The organism is Pseudomonas sp. ADAK21, assembly GCF_012935735.1.
GTDB lineage: Bacteria > Pseudomonadota > Gammaproteobacteria > Pseudomonadales > Pseudomonadaceae > Aquipseudomonas > Aquipseudomonas proteolytica.
On record NZ_CP052857.1, the window covers coordinates 3,407,039 to 3,428,380 of the forward strand.

Below are 21,342 nucleotides of genomic sequence, written 5' to 3' on the forward strand. Positions count from 1 at the left end.
GGGCGCTCTGGCCGCAGTCGGGGGGCTGGCGCGGTAAATGTGGAGAGGGGGCTTGTCCCCCGTTGGGTGGCGAAGCCGCCCCAAAGCCTGCTTGCTCGGTGTGTCTGGGGTAACTGGGGTGGGTTTGTTGGGGCTGCTGCGCAGCCCAGCGCGGGGCAAGCCCGCTCGCCACAACAAGCCCGCTTGCCACGACGAGCCCGGTTGCCACAGTAAGTGGGCTAAAGCCAGGTGGCGTCCCAGAGGGGGTAGTCACCGATGTGGTCGACCAAGCCGGCACGCAGGGGGTTGGCGACGATGTAGCGGGCAATTCGGCGAATGTCTTCTTCGGCGCGGACTGCGCGGTCATGGTAGCCACTTTGCCAGAAGCGTTCCCTGATGCCCCGTGCGCGGTTGATGGTCAATGTGCTGCGGGACTTGGTCCTGCCGATGACCTGGGACAAGGGAGCGTCGCCTAGCTCAAATAACCAATGCAGGTGATCCGGCATGATGACCCATGCCTGCGAGTTGACCAGGCCCAGGTCATGGGTGTGCTTGAGTTCTGCAACCAATAACCTACCCAGGCGCAAGTTGCTGAATAGTGGATAGCGTTGGTGGACCACGGTGGTGATGAGATAGGCCCGCCCTGGCTCGCAATAGCGGCCCAGGCGTAACAAATGGGAGTTGGGTTTCTGGGGCAATCCTTTGCTCCTTGAGGTGGAAGGTTTATTGACCCTAGTACTTGGTGTTGGAACGAGATCCTGAAATCGGTGTGCGGATGTATCTGTGATGGGGGGATGCCCTATGGCCGGAGCGCTGTAGGGGGCGCGGGCGACGCCAGAACCTTATTGCTCGGTGTGTCTGGGGTAACCGAGGTGCTGGTGTTGGGGCTGCTGCGCAGCCCAGCGCGGGGCAAGCCCGCTCGCCACAACGGGCGCTCCGGCACAGAAGGCAGGCTGGCGCGGTAAATGTGGAGAGGGGGCTTGTCCCCCGTTGGGTGGCGAAGCCGCCCCAAAGCCTGCTTGCTCAATGCCCCTGGAGTCACTGGGCGGATAGCCCGTTCGCCATGATGGGCGCTGGCCTGGAATGGCTGGTTTAGAGCCTTTAAGGCAGGTATATCCGCCGAAGGTAGGGGCATGACGGCGCACCCGCCCTGTGCAATACTCGCCGGCGTTTATTGAAGGCGATTCCTACAGGTCTCAGGTAATGCTCCTCTGTCGAGCCGGGGTTTTCCGGGACTTATCGCTGAACTTTGCTGCTTATTGAGTGAAAAGCCCTACTTGCGGCTTTTTATACTGCACCGCCGCCAAGCTGGCCGGTTTAACCGGGCCAGACGGGCTTGTCCAAAAGGCGAGCCTGGTACGACATCCTTATGGCGACCCGCCGTGAGGATGGACACTGGGTGGTTCCTATCCAATAACAAGATGAGGTTGTACCCCTATGCCCGTTGGCAATCACCTGCCCCACGGCGAGACCGCTTCCGGCGGCCCGCTCAAACGTGAACTGGGCGAACGGCATATTCGCCTGATGGCGCTTGGCGCCTGTATCGGTGTCGGTCTGTTCCTGGGTTCGGCCAAGGCCATCGAAATGGCCGGCCCGGCAATCATGCTGTCGTACATCATCGGCGGCCTGGCGATCCTGGTGATCATGCGTGCCCTCGGCGAAATGGCGGTGCATAACCCCGTCGCCGGTTCGTTCAGCCGTTATGCCCAGGATTACCTCGGCCCGTTGGCGGGCTTTCTCACTGGCTGGAACTATTGGTTCCTGTGGCTGGTGACCTGTGTGGCCGAAATCACCGCCGTCGCCGTGTACATGGGCGTCTGGTTCCCCGATACGCCCCGCTGGATCTGGGCCCTGGCGGCCCTGGTGAGCATGGGCACGATCAACCTGATCGCCGTGAAGGCGTTCGGTGAGTTCGAGTTCTGGTTCGCCCTGATCAAGATCGTCACCATCATTGCCATGGTCATCGGCGGCGTCGGTATCATCGCCTTTGGCTTCGGCAACGACGGTGTGGCGCTGGGCATTTCCAACCTGTGGGCCCACGGCGGCTTCCTGCCCAATGGTGTGCAGGGCGTGTTGATGTCGTTGCAGATGGTGATGTTCGCCTACCTCGGCGTGGAGATGATCGGCCTGACCGCCGGCGAAGCGAAGAACCCGCAGAAGACTATCCCGAACGCCATCGGCTCGGTGTTCTGGCGGATTCTGCTGTTCTACGTCGGTGCGTTGTTCGTGATTCTGTCGATCTACCCGTGGAACGAAATCGGTACCCAGGGCAGCCCGTTTGTCATGACCTTTGAGCGTCTGGGCATCAAGACGGCGGCCGGTATCATCAACTTCGTGGTGATTACCGCGGCGCTGTCGTCCTGCAACGGTGGGATCTTCAGCACCGGGCGCATGCTCTACAGCCTGGCGCAGAACGGCCAGGCCCCAGCGACATTCGGCACCACCTCCAGCAATGGCGTACCGCGTCGTGCGCTGCTGCTGTCGATCTTCGCCTTGCTGCTGGGCGTACTGCTCAACTACCTGGTGCCTGAAAAAGTGTTCGTGTGGGTGACGTCCATCGCCACCTTCGGCGCGATCTGGACCTGGGTGATGATCCTCCTTGCGCAGCTCAAGTTCCGTAAGAGCCTGAGCCCCGCCGAGAACAAGGCGTTGAAGTACCGCATGTGGTTGTACCCGGTCAGTTCGTACCTGGCGCTGGCCTTCCTGGTGTTGGTGGTGGGCCTGATGGCGTACTTCCCCGATACCCGCATTGCGTTGTATGTCGGCCCGGCCTTCCTGGTGTTGCTGACCGTGTTGTTCTACACGTTCAAACTGCAACCGACCCAGGTCAGCCAGGGCTCGCCTCGCTCGGTTTGACGCAACATGCCCCGGCCCTACGCGCCGGGGCATGTCTTACGTGCGTTGCAATGCCGCCTGGGTGGCGACCGTCAGTTGTCGCACCAGGCGGTTCTGCTCTGCCTGCTCCAGGTCGACCAGTGACTGACGGCGCTCCAGGTACTCGTCCGAGTACTTGTCCTGTACTTCCTGCTCCAGCAGGCCGACTTTGTAGCGGATGGTGTCCTTGACGGAAGCAAAAGGCTCCGGGTGGCTCCTGGCCAGGTATTCGATCCAGAATCCTTCCATCAGCAACCATTCCTGCATGGCAGGGCTCTGGCCGAGCCTGCGCAGTTTTTCCCGTGCGCCACTGATGACTTCATTCGTCACGTAGTCTTCGACGGTGTACAGCAGTTCCAGTGGATAGAAAGGCAGTTTGAACTCCTTGGCCAATTCGGCACGCATGAAAATGGTGACCTCGGCCGGGTCGACTTCCAGGCCGGCCACTTCCCGATCGTGAATAAACTTGTCGCTGATATGGTCCAGTTGGTTGAGGTAGAACCGCCCGGCGGACAAGTCCATCAGTGCGCGGTCACTGGCATAGCTGCGGCTTTGCAACTTGGCCAGGTGGATCTGGTGTTGAAGCTCCATGTTGGTAAAGGCCAACAACACACTGTCGCCACAGTCACCTGAACCATAGGTGTTGAGGTACACGTTGTTGCGCAATTCGGTGGACTCCCCCATGGCCTGCAGCAAGGTCCACACCCTTTGGGTCAGCGCGTTGCGCGACGCGCCCGCTGCGATGTACGCATAGGTTTGAGTCAGGTCCGTGAGCACCCGGAAGGCATCGTCGGGGCTGGCGCCTTCATGGGCCTTGAGTTGCTCCCATAACGCCCTGCGGGCCGGAACATCGGCAGCGGGTACACCGCTCAACCATTGGGACACGCCGTCCGTCGCTGGCGGTTGATGCCTGGAGCCAAGCACACCGCCCAGCCGCACGCCCGTGTTGCGTCGGTACTCTTCGATACGCTCCAGGGTGGCCGGCGAGAGGGGGTTGTCGTGCAGCAGGATATTGCGGCGGGGCAAGCCGATGCGTTCCTGGGTGAATACCGCTTCAGGGATCTCGCTGATGGCGTTCTCCTGCAGGTGCAGTTCCTCCAGGCGGGCGAGCGTCTCCGCTCCGATGGGCCATTGGGTCAATCCGGTATTCACCAACTGCAGACGGTGCAGCTGGCTCATGGCGCTCACATCCGGGGTCACGCCAAGATGGGGGTTGTTGTCCATATTCAACTCGCGCAGGTTGACCATGGAGGCCAGGCGCTGGGCCGAAGCCTCGGTGAGTCGGATGTCGTTGCCACTGAGGCTCAAGTGTGTGAGCTGAGTCATGTCAGTGATGGCGCTGGGTAACTCGGTCAACATGCAATCCAGATGCAGCCCTCGCAACCCGGCGAACTTGCTGAGGAAGTCACTGGCCGTTTGAGGCAAGTGATTACCCGCGATTTTCAGGAAGTCGATGTGCGCAAACCCCTGGGTGCCGCTGATGAAATCGGCGGGGGGCAGGTTGCCGTCGTCCAATTGCAGCTCGACGAATTGGGCGTCCAATATCCCCGCCAGATAGAGCGAACGACTTTCCCGGCGCCACGCTGAACACAACTGCTGGGCAATGTAGCGGCGGTTGCCCAGGCTCATACCTACTGGGTCGCGCAGGTGTTCGTCCTCGCTCGCGGGTGTATCGGCCCAGCGTGACAGTGCCGTTTCCATCGCTTGGTATTCGGTACGCCGCCGTTCGATTTCAATCAGCGCCGCCGGCTCGCTCAGGTTCAGCGATTGGATCAGTTGCCGGGCTTGATCGCTGTCCATCCGGGGGTAAAGTTCCTGGACCTTGGTGACCAGGTCGGGCGATCGATTACCGCTGAACGGCCAGAACCGGCTCCAGAACGGGTACACCAGGAGTGTGCGCTCACCCCCCATCGGCGGTACCATCCAGGGTTGCAGGTGTTTGAGGTCCAGCAGGCTTTTGATCGCTACCCGTTGGTTGAGCGCCAGGGTGAGAATCTGTTGGCGCAGCGCGGCAATGCCCGCGTCGTCGGTCACCTCCAACGCGACTTTTTCACTCTCGGACAACGTCGACACAATCACCTCCAGCAAGCGGTTCGACGGTTGCCCCACAGGCTTGCCCGCTGCGTCGTAAGCCTGATAACCACCTTGGGTCCGGGCGATCTGTCGATGTTGGCTGGCGGTGCGCGGACCTGCGCTTTGCAGCAGGTGCCCCTGCAGGTTTGCCTGGTGGATGTCGATGCGCAGTTCCGCCGGCCAGGTGGGCAGATCCTTGAGCAAATGTGCGGTGATCCGGTCGCTGTCGGCGTTGCTGCACGCTTCGCTATACAGACCTTCATAGGCCCGGTTCAGGCGCACCTCATCGGCCGACAGGCGCGCCTGCTCGGCAAGGCGCAGACCGGGGGCTTTCTTTTGTTGCAGTTGCTTGAGTTCCCGGGGGGTGGCTTGTCCGAGGATCGCCTGGACACTACTGGTAGGCAAGTGTGGATGGTGGACTTTGAATTGCCGGACCGATTCAGGCCCATCGTTTTCGCTACGTTGGTAGATCGAGTCGAGTAACTGCGATTTTTCCTTTTCGGTGAACTCGACGATCTGTTTCACCAGCTTGAACAAGCGGTCATTGCTGGATTCTGGCAGTTCACCGAGCAAGGCCTGGGTCAACTCATCGTTGGCGATGACGTTGTCCAGCAGCCTGGCGTTTTCATAGTCACTCTTTTTGACCAGCAATGCCTTGTCGTTTGGCGGGTTGCGATCTGGGTATTGCTGGATGACCCGGTTGTCGCTGTCGATTACACGAATGGCGTGACTGTCGGGCCAGCTTGGCAGGCTGGAGAGCACCAGCAGTTGCAAGTCCGGGCGGGCGATACGCGAGGTAGGGGTGTTGCCCAGTGCTTCGATGAACTGCAGGATTTCCTGTTCGATCTTCAGGCGCTTGCAGGTATCGGCCAGCAATGGGGGAGCGGTAAGCCCTGCATGGTGGATGTGGCGCAGGAGCCTGGGCGGGGTGTCGGTGAGGGCCAGGATATTGACCGACTCGGCCTGGGTGAAGGCGTACGGGTGATTGCCCAGGCGGTAGAGCAACTCGTGGTCGCTCCAGATCATCGGGTTCTCGCTGGCCAGGCGCCAGGCACCTTGGCCGTTGTGAGACAGCACGGGGGTTTCGACCCCGATTTTCTCGGGGTGGACCAGGCGCCATTTGTACAGGCTCTTGTCAAAACTGACCCGGTACAGCGAGCCGTAGAGCGGCAGGAAGTGTTGAGCATCCCATTGAAAAATACCCTGGGCGTTCGGCGCCAGGTCGGTGGGCAGCTTCAGGGTCTGTTCGTATTGCATCAGCGAACCGTTGGCCAGGCTGACATACCCCGCCGGGCTGCGTTGGCTGCTCATGTAATTGCCCAGTTTGGTGCGCAGGCCCAGGGTGTCGGTGGCGCTGGTCATGCCCAGCAACAGACGTTCGTGGGGCTGCAACACCGAACCGATGGCCAGGTAGAAACTGTCTACGGTGGCGGGCACTGGAATCGTACCGCCGTTAAGCATGTCGTATGCCTCATAGACCCCGTTGCCGTAATGGCGCAACTCCACGGTGGGATCCTGTGGCCCGCTTGAAACGTAAGGTTTGGCGGTATCGCCGGTGACCACTTCGGTGATGACGAACGGGCGCTTGAGGGTGTTGCGCACCAGCGCCGAGGCGAACTCCCTGGCCCATTGGTCAATATCGTTACTGTAGGCGCGGGGGTGGTACAAGCCGTCGATGGCCGCATCGATGCGCAGCGCGGTACGGTGGTTGTCCAACCGCTCATGAAAGGCAGCCGGCAGCGAACCATGCTGCAAGTAAGCCTGTTGCTGGCGTGGCGTCAGAGGGTGCTCCTGCAACAGGCGTTCCAGATTGGCCGGTGACAAGGGGCGGTTGAGGTCACGCAGCTTTTTCAGTAAGGGGGTGACGGTCACCAAAGGCGGCGGAGCTTGAAAGGGAAGAAAACGGCGTACATTCGCCGGGGCAAGCAGCTCGCTTTTTTCGTAACCGGCGTAATTCACCAGCGCGCTGAACACACTCAGCCGCTCGTCGCGGACCAGGGTCGTGACCTGCTGGCGCAGCCGCGTGATGCGTTGCGCGGTAGTCTGAGCGGCGTGGCCTTCGATGCCCAGGCGCGAGGTGCCAGGTTGCAGCACGATGATCAGGCTCAACAGCGGCTCGTTGGTATTGGATGGCGGGTGCGCAGCGCCCAGGGCGCTATAGCGGCCATCATCGCCGCGGACAATGTTGATGGTGTGTGCGTCGAGGGGCACGACCTCGGTTTTGCTGAAGCTCTCGATCACTGTGTGCTGGGGGTCGCGGATGCTCAAGGTGGCGTTGGCGGGCCACTGCGGCAGTTGTGTCAGCAGGCAAAACACCGCGCTGTCGCCGTAGGGGGGGAGGTAGCCGGGCTCGTTGAAACGGTTGATCAGCAGTTGGATCAATTGATCAGCCTGCACGCGCCGTACCCCTTCGGTCAGGTTCAACGGCGCCGGCTCCGAGCGCCAGACCTTGTCCAGCGCAGTACGGGTGGTGGCGGTGCTGCGCAGCATGGTTTGCAGATCTGTCGCCGGTGCCACGGAGGCGCCGTTGGGCAGCATGCGTTGCAGCAACTCGATGTCCGAGAGCGCGTGGGCGTTGTGCAGGTCGACCTCCCACGCCTGTTTTGCTGGATTAAAAAAAATCGGCGGTGCGTAGCCCTCGTTGCGTTGGTGCTTGAGCACGTAGCGCATCTGCTGGTCGTCGTGCTTGACCTTGGCCACCAGAAATTGCTCATTCTGGTTCAGCTTGACGTATTGCTCGCCATCGACGTAGTAGATCCCCAGTGCATCGGGCCTGCGGCCGTCGAGCAGCGCCTGGCGGTCATGGGCATAGGGCTGTGCGTCTGGTTTCCACAGGCGCTGGTTGCTGGTTTTGCGCGGGTTGCCGATGTTCTGCATCAGTTTTTGCATACGCCGGCGCTGCAAGCGGCCGGCGGTTGCGGTCAGCCGGCCGCTGACGATCAGGTCGGCCACATCTGTCAGGCTGCTGGCAAACGCTAAGGCTTCGCCTTTCACCGCTTGATCCAGGCCTTGGATCACGCTGTAGGTCAGGCTCCCGAGCATCAGCAGTTGGGTGATGCGCATCATGCCGGTGAGGCCACCGGGCATAGGCATCAGGAGCAAACCGAGAACTTCGCCCGTGATCTCCTGCGCCGCATTCTTGAGGGCTTCCCAGTCGGCCTCGGCGCGATCAACGGCAAGTGTATCCAGGTCAGTCTTGCAGCGTTGGATCTGTCGGTAAGTCAGGGCCTGCACCAGGCTTACTGGTGGCCCTGACTTGGGGTCGGCGGTGAAGCGGATGTCGTCAAGGGTTCTGCGCGGGAAGGCTTTGTGAAACCCGTCATACAGGGCCCCCTCCAGCCAACCCAGGTTTTGCGGACGCGTCTTATGGCTCAACAGTTTGTTGAAGACGGACATGCCTACCAGGGGTAACTGCCGGGAAAACCAGCCCAGATCATGTTGTTGATGGCTATCGTGCAGTTGCTGGCGGAACGCCTGTTCGGCGGCGCGTGCGTCGGGGTGATAGCGCAGCGCGCCCCCTGGGCGGAATGGAAAGTACGACAACACACCCAGGGCTGCGACACGAATCAGCAGCAGGGGCACTGGAATGATGTTTTCCCAGGGGACGAAGGGAACGGCCACCACCAAGGTTACGCCTGAGGTCAGGCCTAGTGTGTCAATCTCCGGTTGAGCACCGGTGTTCTCAATCGCCGCATTGAGCTTGTCGTACATTTCACGGGTAAGACCGCTTTGGGCCCGGTTGCGCCAGGCGTCCAGCACGTCGAACTGCAGGAGCGTGCGCGCCGAAGTGCCCATCAGGCGACGAAGCAGGCCGTTATCGCCCAAGGTGGCGTGGATCCGGTTTTTCAGCTGGCCACCCAGATCCAGTTCGCGTGCCACGTCGATAAACTCCTGCGCCGAGAGGCTGCGGTCATCGCCAGGGCCAATCACCTTGCTGGCTTGGACCAGGCTGTAGCCAGACTCGGTAATCCTGCCGTAGGTAAAGCCAAAGTTGAGGCAGGCCGCCTCCCATAACGTCATGCTTTTAACGTGGTCGATGTAGTCCCAGTCTTCTGCGTAGGAGCGGCGGCGAAAGCGAGTGCGTTCGTCGCGTTTCGGCTCCCAGGGGAAAGGCTTTTCGATTTTTTCCCGGTAGGTGGTATCGAAACGGAAGGCTTCGGGATCGCGCCCGCCAATCCGGCTGCGCAGTTGGGCCAGGCCTTCGGTCTTGAAGGCCTGGACCAGGCGGTCCTTTTCGGTTTCGACTGCAGACAGGGCCGTCAGGGACTCGCGCTGCAGTTGCACATAGCGCTTTTGTTCATCGGGCGTGAGGCCGCTCAAGGCTTGCGTGAGGTTTTGCCGGATCTGCTCAATGGCCTCCTGTTGTTCCCAGGAGGTGCTCGATTGCAGGTTGCCGGATAAACCGTGGAGTAACTCAGAGGTCGGCATAAGGGACTGGCCTTTCACAAATTAAGTGGAAGGCCGATGTAATCATCGCCGGTGCGTCACCTGGGGCTAACTATCTACCCGCCACCCACTGGTGTTGTCGCGACGCATCCAGGTGCTTGTTGAACTCCAGCCAGGCCGCCAGCGCCGCCATCAGCATCAGGCCCAGCAGGGCACTGAAAATCTGCATCGGCCAGGCGTCGTTGACCTGGGCGTTGAGCATGTCCGCCAACGGCGCGAGCAACACCCCCAGGCAAAACACTTCCAGTGAATAGCGGCCCATGCGACAGCTTTGCCGGGCCAACCAGTTTTGCGTCCACGCCCGACCCGGCAGCAGCTTGGCGGTGACATAGGCCAGGGCAAGGAAGTGCAACAGGCGCGCCGGCGACAGATCGGTCTTGCTGATGGGGTACAACAGGTCGCTGATGACGGCGGGCATCACCGCATCGTGGATCTCGGGCCAGCGCCAGGACAGGGTGATCACCGCGGCCAGCAGGGTGTAGGTGGCCGCGGCGATAAACACTGGTTGCCGGTGCAGCGGCCGCGTATCGGGTGCGCGCGGTTGGCTGGCATGCACCGCCGCCGCGCCGCCGAGAATAAACAGAAACTGCCAGGTCACCGGGTTGAAATACCAGACGCCGTCGGCAATCGCCGCCAGGTTCCAGCCCAGGCGTGGTGCCAACAGGTACACCGTCATCGACGCAGCCACCACTGCCAACGGCTTGCGCAGCAACAGCGGCAGCACCAGCGGCAGGCCCAGCAACAACACGATGTACAGCGGCAACGGGTCCATCAGGTTGGGCTTGAAGCGCAACAACAACTCATCGGTGAGGGCTTGTTGGGGGTTGGTGATGAAGTGCGTCAGGCCCATTTCCTGGACCAGGTCGCGGGTTTCTACCTTGCTGTTGGCGAAGAACACGATGCCCATCAGCATCGCCAGCAAAAAGATATGCACCACGTACAGCACCCAGGCGCGGCGCAGGATTTTCAGGCTGGCCATCCAATAACCTTCGCCCTGCAGGATTTTGCCGTAGGCCAGCACGCAGGCGTAGCCGGCGAGAAACACAAAGACCTCGGCGGCATCGCTGAAACCGAAGTTGCGTAGGGTGATCTGGCCCAGTGGGTTTTGGGGGACGTGATCCCAGAAAATGAAGATCAACGCCAGGCCCCGAAAAAAATCGATGCGCGGGTCGCGTCCTTTAAGCATGGCTGCGGGCTCTTGAACAATGGGTTGAATAGTGACGCGAATGGTCCTGCCGTGCGTCGGGCGGGCGCAGGTTGGCGGTATTTGTAAGCAATTGCAAAGGTTGGGTATTACTGAATGTCTCATGCGCGCCCGCTAGGCATCGAGGATCACCCGCGTGTCATGACTGCCGGCCAGTATCCCTTGCGCAGTGCCTTGACCTGCGCAGGGTTGTCGTGGCTGGCTGTTTACGCGGCTTCCACCTCATGGGGCTCAAAACTGTCTGCCCGCGCCATCTGCCACATCCGCGAATAGAACTCGCCGTTCACCTCGCCAGTGAGCAATTCACCGGGCTTGAGGAACACGTGCAACTGTGAAAACAACTTGATCTCGGTGGCCGACATGCGCCGCACCAGGTGCTTGGCCGACAGTTGCGACGGATGATCCAGCCCTGCTGCCGCGAGCATTTCGGCCAGGGCCTTGAGGGTGTTGCGGTGGAAGTTGAATACGCGCTGGGCCTTGTCCGGGACCACCAGTGCCCGCTGGCGCAGCGGGTCTTGCGTGGCGACGCCGGTGGGGCATTTGTTGGTGTGGCAGCTTTGCGACTGGATGCAACCAATGGCGAACATAAAGCCCCGGGCCGAGTTGGCCCAGTCGGCACCGATGGCCAGGACGCTGGCAATGTCGAAGGCACTGACGATCTTGCCGCTGGCGCCGAGCTTGATCTTGTCCCGCAGGTTCAGGCCTACCAGGGTGTTGTGCACAAACAGCAGGCCTTCGCGCAGGGGCACGCCGATATGGTCGGTGAACTCCACGGGGGCGGCGCCGGTGCCGCCTTCCTTGCCGTCGACCACGATAAAGTCCGGCAGGATCCCGGTTTCCAGCATGGCCTTGGCAATCCCCATGAATTCCCACGGGTGGCCCAGGCAGAATTTGAAACCCACCGGTTTGCCGCCGGACAGTTCACGTAATTGAGCGATGAACTGCATCAGCTCGATCGGCGTGGAAAACGCGCTGTGGCGTGAGGGCGAGATGCAGTCTTCGCCCATCAGGATGCCGCGGGTCTCGGCGATTTCCTTGGTCACCTTGTGCTTGGGCAGGATCCCGCCGTGGCCGGGCTTGGCGCCCTGGCTCATCTTGATTTCGATCATCCGCACTTGCGGGTTTTGCGCCTGCACGGCGAAGCGCTCCGGGTCGAAGCGGCCGTCGCTGGTGCGGCAGCCAAAATAGCCGCTGCCCAGCTCCCAAGTCAGGTCGCCGCCGTGTTCGCGGTGATAGGGGCTGATGCTGCCTTCGCCGGTGTCGTGGGCGAAGTTGCCGAGTTTGGCCCCTTGGTTGAGGGCGCGAATGGCGTTGGCACTGAGGGAGCCAAAGCTCATTGCCGAGATATTGAACACCGACGCCGAATACGGCTGTGTGCATTGCGGGCCGCCGACGATCACGCGGAACGCGCTGGGATCGCTCAACGGCGCCGGGCGCATGGAGTGGCCGATAAACTCGAAACCGGACTGGTACACATCGATCAGGGTGCCGAAGGGTTTGTCAGCGGTTTCGTTTTTGGCCCGCGAATACACCAGCGAGCGCTGGGATCGGGAGAAGGGCAGGGCGTCGCTGTCGGATTCGAGCAGGTATTGGCGGATTTCCGGGCGGATGCCTTCCACCAGGTAGCGGATATTGCCCAGGATCGGGTAGTTGCGGCGCACGGCGTGCGGGCTTTGCAGTAGGTCGAACACGCCGATCAGGCTGAGTACACCGGTGACCAGGGTAAACGGCCACAGCCATTCGTGTTGGATAAAGGGCAGGCTGGCGAGGGTGAAAATGACACACACGGCAAAGAATGCATAACGGCTAAGCAACGACAGGCTCATACGGTTTCCTTGGGTTCGGACTCTTTATGACCTGCAGGAATCGGCTTGCCGGCGACGGCGTTTTCGATAGCAAGCCAGTTCCTACAAGGATCTCCAGGCTATGGATGCCTGTGCTTTCACGGAGTACCAGCTTACGGGCGAGTTCGTTGCCAGGGCAACCGCATAGAACCTGGGCTTCTATCGGTATTGCAATACGTTCTCGTTTGGGTGCATTATTTGTGTTACTGTATAACGTATTAATCTTGCCCAGATGCCCCCGGAGGCCCTATGAAAGCTGGTATCCATCCCGCCTATCGCACCGTACTGTTCCATGACACTGCCGCCGACGTGTTCTTCCTGATCGGCTCCACGGTCGACACGGATCGCACCCACCAACACAGCGATGGCAATACTTATCCTTACATGGCTCTCGACGTGTCCAGCGCTTCCCACCCGATCTACACCGGGCAACAGCGCAAGACCCAGGTCGAAGGGCGGATTGCCGGCTTCAACAAGCGCTTTGCCTCCTTTGGTTCCTCCAGCAAAGCCGCCGAGGCCTGACCGGTTCGAGGCTTCAGGCGCGGTAGTGGTAAATAGCATCATTAGGCCACTACCGGCTAAAAAACTGACTAAACTGCTAGGTAATAGCCAGGAGGCTGTTACCTTGACCGTAGGAAGCGCACACCGACGCGACTAGATCCGAGGTGTCCCGTGGGAGAGTCAGTTACCTTTTCTGAAACCGATCGTCCCGTGGTGCTGTTGATCGACACTCACCCGGACGTGCATGACCGCCTTGCGCAGTTACTGCGCCTGGAACCCTTTGAACTGTGCAGCGCCACCACGGCGGTCGAAGCGTTAGCCACGCTGGCGCGCCAGCCTGTGGACCTGGTGATGAGTGCTGCACGCCTGCCGGATATGGATGGGGCCACGTTGCTGGCACAGATCCATCACGACTACCCCCATACCGTGCGCCTGCTGTTGACCGGCGAAACCGACCTGACCCTGATCATCAAGGCCATCAACGAAGGGCAGATCTACCGCTACCTGAGCAAACCCTGGAAGGACGAAGAGTTGCTGCTGGCGCTGCGTCAGTCCTTGGCCCACCAGCATTCCGAGCGTGAGCGCCTGCGCCTGGAACAACTGATCCGTCAGCAGAACGAGGAGCTCAAGCAGCTCAATGCATCCCTGGAAAAGCGCGTGGTCTCGCGCACCAGTGAATTGCAGCAGACCGCCGATATGCTCGACCTGGCCTACGAAGAACTCAAGCACAGCTACGCCACCGGCACCGAGGTGTTCTCGCTGCTGGCCAACCTGCGCCTGCCGCGCAGTAAGCAGACCAACCGCCAGATCATCGAGCTGGTGCGCACCTGGTGCGTGCTCCATGGCCTGGACGACGCCAGCAGCCGCGACCTGACCATGGCGGCAGCGCTGTACAACATCGGCAAGCTGAGCTGGAGCGACAGCATGATGGTCGCGCCCTCGGACTTGCTGCACAGCACCGACCGCGCGCGTTTTCGCGAGTACGCCACACAGAGCGAATCGTTGTTGATGACCCTGGAACCGATGAAGGACGCCGCGCGGCTGATCCGCCATCACCAGGAGCGCTGGGACGGCAGTGGTTTCCCTGATCACCTCAAGGGCGAGGCCATTCCTTTTGGCTCGCGCTTGCTGAAGTTGGCGGTGGATTTTATCGAACTGCAGCGCGGCTTGATTCTTGAGCGGCAGATGAACAGCGACGAGGCGCTGCTGTATATCCGCAAATACGCCGGGCGCCTGTATGACCCGGACATGGTGGAAGACTTCGTCCAGGCCTGCGCGGCCTTCCTCAGCGACGTGACCCTGGGCGACCCGACGGTCAGGGTGCTGGGCACTCGCGAGTTGGCCGAAGGCATGGTCCTGGCGCGCAACCTCAATGCCGACAACGGCATGCTGCTGCTCAATGCCGGCAAGGTGCTGAACCTGCCGCTGGTAGACAAGCTGATCGCGTTTGAAGCCATGGAAGGTGCCAAGTACAGCGTGTTCATCAAGGACCCCGAAGAGTAAGCCAGCTGTGGCTGTGGCATTGCAGCACGGAGCACAGTCATGTGATCCTTCGCGCCTTTATTCCAAGGCGTTTATTTCATGTCCAAGACCATCCGTATTGCCGCCGCCCTGTTGATCGGCAGCGACGGCCAGACCCTGCTGGTGCGCAAGCGTGGCACCCAGGCCTTTATGCAACCGGGCGGCAAGATCGATGCCGGCGAGCAACCGGCGCAGGCCTTGGCGCGTGAGCTGCACGAAGAGCTCGGCCTGCAGATCGACCCGGCAGCGGCGCAGTACCTTGGGCATTTTTCGGCACCGGCGGCCAATGAGCCGGGGTTTACCGTGGAGGCCGAGTTGTTTGAAGTGCGTATCGACGTACTGGTGACACCCGCCGCCGAGATCGAAGAAGTGCGCTGGATCGACCCGGCCGGCGACGGTGGCCTGCAGTTGGCGCCCTTGACACGTGACCTGATCCTGCCTTTCTATCGCGCATCGCTGACCACTATTGCCTGAGCTGTCGGGCACAAAGGACTGAGCCGTGATCCCCCTCAATGACTTGCTGATTTTTGCCGCCGCCTCGCTTCTGCTGGTGCTGACCCCCGGGCCGAACATGATCTACCTGATTTCCCGCTCGATCTGCCAGGGCCGCAAGGCCGGGGTGACGTCGTTGCTGGGGGTGGTCGCGGGTTTTTTCGTGCACCTGTTCGCCGCTGCCGCCGGTTTGACGGCGGTGTTCCTCACTGTGCCGCTGGCTTATGAAGTACTGAAATGGGCCGGTGCGCTCTACCTGCTGTGGCTGGCCTGGCAAGCGGTGAAACCGGGTGCCCGCTCACCGTTCCAAGCCCAGCAGTTGCCTGCTGATTCGCCACGCAAGCTGGTGACCATGGGCTTTCTGACCAGCGCACTGAACCCGAAAATCGCCGTGTTCTACCTGTCGGTATTCCCGCAGTTCATCACCCCGGAGCACGGCTCGATCTTCACCCAGAGCCTGATGCTGGGCTTTACCCAGATCAGCGTCAGCTTTGTGGTCAACCTGCTGATCTCGCTGTGCGCTGCCAGCATCGCCGCGTGGTTTATCCACAACCCCACGTGGCTGGCGGTCCAGCGTTATTTCATGGGGTTCGTGCTGGCAGCCCTGGCGGTGCGCCTGATGCTCGAGCAACGGCGCAGCGCGTGAACAATCAACGGACCGCGCTGACCCCATCGAGGGTTGAAAACGACGTGTCCTTGGCGGTCAGCAAAAAGTCGCGCATGTACGGCGCATCCAGCATATCCGCACGGATCCCGGCGTACAGCGTGGCGAACAAACCTTTCTCCCCCAGCCGCTTGGCCTTCACATAACCCCGCGAGCTGTACTCATGCAGCGCCCAATGGGGCATGCCGCACACGCCGCGACCGCTGGCCACCAACTGCATCATCATCACCGTCAGCTCCGAAGTGCGGACTTGTGCAGGCTCGACATCGGCCGGTTCCAGGAACCGGGTGAAGATATCCAGGCGGTCGCGTTCCACCGGGTAGGTGATCAGGGTTTCGCTGAGCAAATCTTCGGGCACGATGTACGGCTTGTTCGCCAGCGCGTGCTGGTTGGCCACCGCGAGCATCGCTTCGTAGGTGAACAGCGGCACATAGGTGATGCCCGCCAGCTCCAGTGGGTCGGAGGTCACCACCAGGTCCAGGTCGCCACGGGCCAGGGCCGGCAGTGGAGCAAAGGCAAAGCCGGAGGCCAGGTCCAGTTCTACTTCCGGCCAGGCATCGCGGAACTGGTCGATGGTCGGCATCAGCCACTGGAAGCAGCTGTGGCACTCGATCGCCATGTGCAGGCGCCCGGCAGTGCCACCGGCCAAGCGCGCAATATCCCGTTCGGCCCCGCGCAGCAGCGGCAAGGTGGCATCCGCCAGTTGCAGCAGGCGCAAGCCCGCGCTGGTGAAGCGCACGGGCTTGGTCTTGCGCACAAACAGCGGCATGCCCATGCGTTCCTCCAGCTCCTTGAACTGGTGGGACAATGCCGATTGGGTCAGGTGCAGGCGTTCGGCGGCTTCCACCAGGCTGTCGGCTTCGCGCAAGGCGTGCAGGGTCTTGAGATGACGGATTTCGAGCACGGACTCTCCATGAAGATAATTTGTGACAAGTTCCAATGGCGTGAGTTTGTCTCATGTTGCCAAATCTGTCGACCATGACCGCTGGGCGCTCTTCATCAAACTGTCACGTAACTGTGGCAGCGCGCTTGAACAAACTTCATCAGACTCGCGCTCTACTGGGGTTCTGCGTTTCGGTGTTTTTCATGCGCGTGTTGTTTTTACTGGCCGCCTTACTGTTCGGCCTGCCGTCTTTTGCGGCTTCTCGATGTGATGTCAATGTCCCGACTGAGCGGGTCGACCTGGACCAGGTGAGCCTGGCGTACCAGAGCATTGGTCGTGCCTCCGATCCGGCCTTGTTGCTGGTGATGGGTCTGGGCGGGCAGTTGATCCACTGGCCGGACGAAGTGGTGGTCGCCCTGTGCCAACAGGGTTTTCGGGTGATCCGCTACGACAACCGTGATGTTGGCCTGTCCACCTGGCGCCAGGCGCCCGCCAGCGCCAACCTGACCTTTGAAGTGCTGCGCTACAAACTGGGGCTGCCGGTGGCTGCGCCCTACACCTTGACTGACATGGCCGACGACGCGCTGGGGCTGATGGATGCGCTGCAGGTGCGCCAGTTCCATGTGCTGGGTGCGAGCATGGGCGGGATGATCGCCCAGCACTTGGCGGCCATGGCCCCGCAGCGCGTGGAAAGCCTGACCCTGATCATGACCAGCTCCGGCGCCGAAGGCCTGCCCGCGCCGAATGCTGCGCTGGTGCAACTGTTGTCACGGCGCAGCGCACCCAACCGCGAAGTGGCCCTGGAGCAGCAAGCCGATTTGCTCGCGGCCCTGGGCAGCCCTGAGGTCAAGGATGATCGCCAGGCCTTGCTGCAGCAGGCGGCGCAGTCCTACGACCGGGCATTCAACCCCGAGGGTGTGAAGCGCCAGATCATGGCAATCCTTGCCGAACCGAGCCGGGTGCCATTGCTCAATCAATTGCGCGTGCCGACACTGGTGGTCCACGGCACGGCCGACCCGTTGCTGCCGGTCATGCATGGCGTGCACCTGGCGGCGCATATCCAGGGCAGCCAGTTGCGGCTGATCCCGGGCTTGGCTCATCGTTTCCAGGAGGCATTCAAGGCGCCGTTGCTGGCGGCGGTGTTGCCCTACCTGCAAGCCCACCGCGAAGAGGCGGCGCATTGGGCGCAGGTTGATCGCGCGCTGCCGGCCAAGGTTTTATGAGCAGCGCCTAGGGGTGTATGGTGCGACATTTATGGCGTGTAATGCCTGCGAGGTTGCCTGAATGAGTACTTCCCTGAAAATCGATTTTGTCAGCGACGTGTCCTGCCCCTGGTGCATCATCGGCCTGCGCGGCCTGACCGAAGCCCTGGACCAACTGGGCGCCGAAGTGCAGGCCGAGATCCACTTCCAGCCCTTCGAACTGAACCCGAACATGCCCGCCGAAGGGCAGAACATCGTTGAGCACATCACTGAAAAATACGGCTCCACCGCCGAAGAGTCCCAGGCCACCCGCGCCCGCATCCGCGACATGGGCGCCGCGCTGGGCTTTGCGTTTCGTATCGATGGCCAGAGCCGTATCTACAACACCTTCGACGCCCATCGCCTGCTGCACTGGGCCGGGCTCGAGGGCTTGCAGTACAACCTCAAGGAAGCGCTGTTCAAAGCCTATTTCAGCGATGGCCAGGATCCTTCCGACCACGCTACCTTGGCGATCATTGCCGAAAGCGTCGGGCTGGACCTCAAGCGCGCAGCCGAGATCTTGGCCTCGGACGAGTACTCCGCACAAGTGCGCGAGCAGGAACAACTGTGGGTCTCCCGTGGCGTGACCTCGGTGCCGACCATTGTGTTCAACGACCAGTACGCGGTCAGCGGCGGGCAGCCGGCTGAGGCGTTCGTCGGCGCGATCCGCCAGATCATCCAGGAGTCCAAGGCCTAAAGCCGAGCGCAAAGCAAAATGTGGGAGCGGGCTTGCTCGCGAAAGCGGTATATCAGCTAAGTATCTCTTAACTGACCCACCGCTTTCGCGAGCAAGCCCGCTCCCACATTGGATCATTGTTGTCCCCCCCTGGCCCATCCCTTGCATTACCCCCTTAAAGCCCAGCCGGCGTGCGGTTGGGCGCTGCCAAGGGGTGAAACATTACCTTGAATATCCTCGATCTAGACCACAGCCTCACAGCCCAGGCACCCATTGCCCGGCGTCTGGCCAGCGGTCACGCCACGCGCCTGGACCTGCTCGACTTGGGCCCGAAACTGCGCCTGTGGTCCACCGAAAAAACCTGGAAGCGCTTTGCCCAGCGCCTGGCCCAACGGCCCCGGCCGACCACGGCACGACCCGAAATCTTCTTTGTCGGTTCTGGCGACTATCACCACCTGACCCCGGCTTTTCTCGCCGAGGTGCAGGAGCCCATCAGCCTGATCCACTTCGACAACCACCCCGACTGGGTGCGCCTGGCGCCGCGCCGGCACTGCGGTTCGTGGGTCAACCAGGCACTGAAGATGCCGGCGATCAAACGTATCGTCACCCTCGGCCCGTGCAGCGATGACCTGCATAACCCGCAACTGCGCGGCGGCAACCTGGGCGCCCTCAAGCGCGGGCACTTGCAGTTATTTCCCTGGCAGCACGCGCCGTCGAAAGTCTGGGGGCGGGTAGGGGATGGCGCCGGCCACGCACAACAGGAAAACCACCTGCACTGGCGCAACCTGGCTGAGCTCGACTGGGGCACATTCCTTGAGCAAATGATCGCCAGCCTGCCCACCGATGCCGTGTGGATCACCCTGGACAAAGACGTGCTGGCCAGCGAAGACGCCGCCACCAACTGGGACCAGGGCGGCATGCGCCTGACGCATCTGCTGCAAGCCCTGCGGGCGTTGGCGGCGAGCAAGCGGATCATCGGTATCGATGTGTGTGGCGAGTTTGCCCAGCCGGCGTTCAGCAACGCGTTCAAACGCTGGGAAGCCAAGTCCGACCAACCGCCGGCCGAGCGCTGGAGCGCGGACGATTTGCTGCGCAACGCGGCGACCAACGAGGCGTTGATCAACCTGTTCGAGGAGCTGTTTCCGTGACCCTGACCGTGGTGGTGTTATTGGTCTTTTCCATCGTGCTCGATGTGATTGGCCAGTTGTGTTTCAAGCTGGGCGTGGACCGCTTGCCCGAAATCAATGGCGGTTTTCGCCTGAGTGCATTTTGGGGCCAGGTGCTCAATGCACCGTTGCTGTGGGCGGGCATCGGCGCCTATGTGATTGAATTTTTCGTGTGGCTGGAGGCCTTGTCCCGTGCGCCGCTGAGCCTGTTGTTTCCGCTGGCGGCGCTGGCGTATTGCCTGGTGGTGCTGGTGGGCAAAGTCGTACTGGGGGAAACCGTCAGCCGCCGTCGCTGGCTGGGTACCCTGGTGATTACGGCCGGCGTGATGCTGGTTGCTGTTGCGGGGACTCAAGCATGAATTCGGAAAATATCGCTATCCGTCCGGTTGGCTGGCTGCACGGTCGCCTGGGGACGCTGGTGTTGTGGGCGTTGTTGATCTTGACCGAAAGCGGCGGCCAGTTGTTTACCAAGGTGGCCGGCGATCAGCTGGGGCAGATGGATTTCAACTGGCAATGGTTGGCGGCGGTAGCGGTCAACCCGGGGATCCTGGCGGCCATTGCCTGTTATATCGGCGCGTTTTTTGTGTGGATGCTGATCCTGCGGCGCAGCAGCCTGTCCCTGGCTTTCCCCCTGAGTTCGCTGGTGTTTGTGGTGGTGTTGCTCGGCTCATGGCTGGGCCTGGGCGAGCACATCAGCTTCCTGCACTGGGTGGGCGTGGTGGTGATCATTGGCGGGATCGCGCTGCTGGCCGAGGGCGAAGAAAACTAACCCCAGACTGGAGTGCTGGATAAATGTGGGAGCGGGCTTGCTCGCGAAGGCGGTGGGTCAGTTAAGTAATTCCAGTCTGACACACCGCCTTCGCGAGCAAGCCCGCTCCCACATTTTTGACCGTATTCCCACAGGATGGACGCGGTCGAATGGGGCTTGGGCTTTGGACAATCAATCGAAGGTGTAGCTGATCGCCGTCTGCACCTGCCCCTGGTTCACCTCGCCGGTCTGGCGCACGATGCTGCTGTCGGCCGCCGAACCTGTCAGGTGGACCCAACTGGCACTGGCCAGCAGCGACCACTTGGGCGCCAGCGGGATCTGCAGGCTCTGGGTCAATGTCAGGTTCTGGAACCCGCCGCTGGCGTTGTACGGGCGAATTCCCGAGGCTTGCGCCTCATGCTCATCGACTCCGAAAAACGTCTGGGTCTGGTTATCGTCGGCAAAGTGCGCCACCAGCCCCGTACTGCCAATGACCCCGCCGCCCAGTGGGTAACCCAGTTCGCCGCCGAGCTTGCCCAATATCCCGCTCTGGTCATGAGCGCCGCCAACACTGCGCCCCAGCTGCGCATAGACCCGCCAGAAGTCGGCCGGTGCGTACTGGATAAACCCACCGACCTCAGCCATGTCCGACACGTCTCGCAGGCCCTGTAGCGGCCCGTTGGCCGTGCGTCCCGGCAGGTAGTTGAGGTACGGCCCGGCACTCAAGCCATTGCTGTTGAACGCGCTCCAGGTCAGGCCGTCATCGGTATCGAGGCTGACATCTCCCCAGTCGAGGTCGAAGTACGGCACCGGTACCGTCTGATAGCGGCTGGCGCTGGGTTCCCGTGGCTGATAGCTCAGGCCCAGGCCCACCTCGCCGCTGATGCCGGCCGCCGCTGCCGAGTCCATCCATAGCCCCAGGACGCCGGCGCACACCAGCGAAGTCACCCTGAACATAGTGCTTGCTCCTCTTGCAAAACATGCGCGCATGAACGCGCAGGCGCGGGGGCTTGTGCAAGCACTCATGTTG

At 61.5% G+C, this 21,342-nt stretch carries 16 protein-coding genes; 10 read left to right on the forward strand and 6 right to left on the reverse strand.

Going from position 1 to position 21,342, the window contains the following annotated elements; translation table 11 throughout:
* Positions 1-218: 218 nt before the first annotated feature.
* Positions 219-677: an REP-associated tyrosine transposase gene (locus HKK57_RS15410; RefSeq protein ID WP_169390379.1), complete on the reverse strand. Its 459-nt coding sequence runs from the start codon at positions 675-677 to the stop codon at positions 219-221.
* 739 nt (positions 678-1,416) lie between these two features.
* Here HKK57_RS15410 and HKK57_RS15415 point away from each other — a divergent pair.
* Complete coding sequence (locus HKK57_RS15415) at positions 1,417-2,835, forward strand: amino acid permease (RefSeq protein WP_029297436.1); 1,419 nt, start codon at positions 1,417-1,419, stop codon at positions 2,833-2,835.
* 36 nt (positions 2,836-2,871) lie between these two features.
* On the opposite strand, the gene HKK57_RS15420 is transcribed toward HKK57_RS15415, so the two are convergent.
* The 3 genes from HKK57_RS15420 to HKK57_RS15430 all read right to left on the reverse strand — a co-directional run bounded on the left by HKK57_RS15420 (position 2,872) and on the right by HKK57_RS15430 (position 12,402).
* Entirely contained in the window at positions 2,872-9,354 is a 6,483-nt protein-coding gene (locus HKK57_RS15420) for an NEL-type E3 ubiquitin ligase domain-containing protein (RefSeq protein ID WP_169390380.1), read from the reverse strand.
* 70 nt (positions 9,355-9,424) lie between these two features.
* Positions 9,425-10,558: an OpgC family protein gene (locus HKK57_RS15425; protein WP_169390381.1), complete on the reverse strand. Its 1,134-nt coding sequence runs from the start codon at positions 10,556-10,558 to the stop codon at positions 9,425-9,427.
* 224 nt (positions 10,559-10,782) lie between these two features.
* Entirely contained in the window at positions 10,783-12,402 is a 1,620-nt protein-coding gene (locus tag HKK57_RS15430; protein WP_029297430.1) for an FMN-binding glutamate synthase family protein, read from the reverse strand.
* A gap of 267 nt (positions 12,403-12,669) precedes the next feature.
* On the opposite strand from HKK57_RS15430, the gene HKK57_RS15435 reads away from it, so the two are divergent.
* From HKK57_RS15435 to HKK57_RS15450, 4 genes are all read left to right on the forward strand, one after another.
* Positions 12,670-12,942: a type B 50S ribosomal protein L31 gene (locus tag HKK57_RS15435; RefSeq protein WP_029297428.1), complete on the forward strand. Its 273-nt coding sequence runs from the start codon at positions 12,670-12,672 to the stop codon at positions 12,940-12,942.
* A gap of 150 nt (positions 12,943-13,092) precedes the next feature.
* Positions 13,093-14,424, forward strand: coding sequence for an HD domain-containing phosphohydrolase (locus tag HKK57_RS15440; protein ID WP_029297425.1), 1,332 nt, complete (start codon positions 13,093-13,095; stop codon positions 14,422-14,424).
* Positions 14,425-14,502: 78 nt separating this feature from the next.
* Entirely contained in the window at positions 14,503-14,916 is a 414-nt protein-coding gene (locus tag HKK57_RS15445; protein ID WP_154906672.1) for an NUDIX hydrolase, read from the forward strand.
* Positions 14,917-14,941: 25 nt separating this feature from the next.
* A complete protein-coding gene (locus tag HKK57_RS15450) occupies positions 14,942-15,580 on the forward strand; it encodes a LysE family translocator (protein ID WP_029297421.1) in 639 nt (212 codons plus the stop codon).
* Positions 15,581-15,584: 4 nt separating this feature from the next.
* On the opposite strand, the gene metR is transcribed toward HKK57_RS15450, so the two are convergent.
* Positions 15,585-16,502 (reverse strand): transcriptional regulator MetR, encoded by a 918-nt coding sequence (metR, locus tag HKK57_RS15455; RefSeq protein ID WP_032859924.1) that lies wholly within the window; start codon positions 16,500-16,502, stop codon positions 15,585-15,587.
* A 182-nt stretch (positions 16,503-16,684) separates the two neighbouring features.
* On the opposite strand from metR, the gene HKK57_RS15460 reads away from it, so the two are divergent.
* The 5 genes from HKK57_RS15460 to HKK57_RS15480 all read left to right on the forward strand — a co-directional run bounded on the left by HKK57_RS15460 (position 16,685) and on the right by HKK57_RS15480 (position 20,333).
* The gene (locus HKK57_RS15460; protein WP_029297417.1) at positions 16,685-17,704 is read left to right on the forward strand and encodes an alpha/beta fold hydrolase; all 1,020 of its coding nucleotides are present in this window, start codon (positions 16,685-16,687) and stop codon (positions 17,702-17,704) included.
* A gap of 61 nt (positions 17,705-17,765) precedes the next feature.
* Complete coding sequence (locus tag HKK57_RS15465; RefSeq protein ID WP_169390382.1) at positions 17,766-18,419, forward strand: DsbA family oxidoreductase; 654 nt, start codon at positions 17,766-17,768, stop codon at positions 18,417-18,419.
* A 206-nt stretch (positions 18,420-18,625) separates the two neighbouring features.
* The gene (locus HKK57_RS15470) at positions 18,626-19,546 is read left to right on the forward strand and encodes an arginase (protein ID WP_169390383.1); all 921 of its coding nucleotides are present in this window, start codon (positions 18,626-18,628) and stop codon (positions 19,544-19,546) included.
* Positions 19,543-19,923: an EamA family transporter gene (locus HKK57_RS15475; protein WP_065944150.1), complete on the forward strand. Its 381-nt coding sequence runs from the start codon at positions 19,543-19,545 to the stop codon at positions 19,921-19,923. The genes HKK57_RS15470 and HKK57_RS15475 overlap by 4 nt, the downstream gene beginning before the upstream one ends.
* Positions 19,920-20,333 carry an EamA family transporter gene (locus HKK57_RS15480; protein ID WP_029297410.1) on the forward strand — a complete coding sequence of 138 codons (414 nt, stop codon included), beginning with the start codon at positions 19,920-19,922 and terminating at the stop codon, positions 20,331-20,333. Before HKK57_RS15475 ends, HKK57_RS15480 begins: the two co-directional genes overlap by 4 nt.
* Positions 20,334-20,504: 171 nt before the next feature.
* Here the strand turns inward: HKK57_RS15480 and HKK57_RS15485 are convergent, their stop codons facing one another.
* Entirely contained in the window at positions 20,505-21,269 is a 765-nt protein-coding gene (locus HKK57_RS15485; RefSeq protein WP_029295149.1) for a MipA/OmpV family protein, read from the reverse strand.
* Positions 21,270-21,342: the final 73 nt, after the last annotated feature.